Source organism: Streptomyces sp. NH27, from assembly GCF_056859195.1.
On the sequence record NZ_JACEGK010000911.1, the window covers coordinates 1 to 1519 of the forward strand.

Below are 1519 nucleotides of genomic sequence, written 5' to 3' on the forward strand. Positions count from 1 at the left end.
GCCTGGCAGCCCTTTGACGATCTTCCCGTCCCCGATGAACTCGCTGGGCACCATCAGGGCCTTGTTCTCCCCGCGGCGGACCGCGATGAGCTGACCTTCCTTGATCAGCGGCCGGATCCGGGTCACTTCGATGCCGAGACACTCCGCGACCTCGGGCAAGGTGAGCCAGGAGGGGACGAGAGCGTCAATATGTGCGTCAACCGACGAGAAAACAGTCACGGGACAAGCCTGCCACCTGCGACCGACAATCGCTCCCACCGCTGAGCCGTCACGGTAGTGGGGTCCGCCGGTCCACCCGGGCCGCTCAGCGCGCCACCGCGGACTTCAGCGGCACCGCCGGGTCCACGGCGAGTACCGGGTCCGGCTCGAACCCCTTCGCGATCAGCTTGCGGGCCTGCGCCATGTCCCGCGGACGCCCCACCGCCAGCAGCGCCACCAGCACGCCGCGGCGCAGCCACAGCACCGACCAGGAGGCGCCGGAGGGGTCCCCGCGGGTGAGCAACTGGTCGTCGTCCCGGTGGAACCCGGCGTACTGCACGAAGCGCCCGAACTGCTCGGACCAGAAGTACGGCACCGGGTCGTACGCCTCGTCCCCGCCGAGGAGGTTCGCGGCGGCGGTGCGCGGCCCCTGGACCGCGTTGTCCCAGTGGTGGATGAGCAGGCGCCGGTTGTAGCGGGTCGAGGGGAAGGACGCGCAGTCGCCGACCGCGTACACGTCGGGCGCGGTCGTCCGCAGCTGCTCGTCGGCCCGGACCGCGCCCTGGGGGTCGAGGGTCACCCCGGAGCCGGCCAGCCAGCCGGTGGAGGGCCGGGCGCCGACGCCGACCACCACCGCGCCGGCCGCCAGCCTGCTGCCGTCGGCGAGCATCACGCCGCCCGCCTCGACCACGGCCACCGCCATGCCGGTCAGCAGGGTCACGCCCGCTTCCTCGTACCAGCCGGTCATGTGCGCCGTGACGGACGCGGGCAGCACTCCGGCGAGAGGGCGGTCGGCGGCCTCCACGACCGTCACCTCGCAACCCGCCTGCCGGGCCGCCGTCGCGAACTCGGCGCCGATCCAGCCGGCGCCGACCACCACGACATGCTCGCGCCGGTCGAGTACGGGGCGCAGCGCGGCCGCGTCGTCCAGGGTGCGCAGCGGGTGGACGCCGGGCAGGCCGGCCGTGCCCGGCAGGACCACCGCGTAGGCGCCGGTCGCCAGCACGAGCGCGTCGTAGCCCACCCGGCCGGTGTCGGTGATCAATTCATGCCGCTCGGCCCGCAGCGCCTGCGCGTGCACGCCCAGCCGCAGGTCCACGCCCAGCGCGTCGAAGTCGACGTCGAAGTGCACGTCGGTGAGGGCGCCGCCCTCCGCGCCGAGCAGCACCGCCTTGGACAGCGGCGGGCGGTCGTACGGCGGGTGCGGTTCGTCTCCCAACAGGGTGATGCGGCCGCGCCAGCCCTGCTGGCGCAGCTCGACGGCCGTCTGCACGCCGGCCATGCCGGCCCCCACGATCACTGCGTGACGCTCGCTCACCGG

Annotated in this window: 2 protein-coding genes; both read right to left on the reverse strand. The window is 73.7% G+C overall.

Annotated elements, in window-relative coordinates; translation table 11 throughout:
* A partial coding sequence (locus AC13HU_RS37005; protein ID WP_483046385.1) for a helix-turn-helix domain-containing protein occupies positions 1 to 219 on the reverse strand: 219 nt, incomplete at its 3' end.
* An 85-nt stretch (positions 220 to 304) separates the two neighbouring features.
* Complete coding sequence (locus AC13HU_RS37010; RefSeq protein WP_483046386.1) at positions 305 to 1516, reverse strand: NAD(P)/FAD-dependent oxidoreductase; 1212 nt, start codon at positions 1514 to 1516, stop codon at positions 305 to 307.
* Positions 1517 to 1519: the final 3 nt, after the last annotated feature.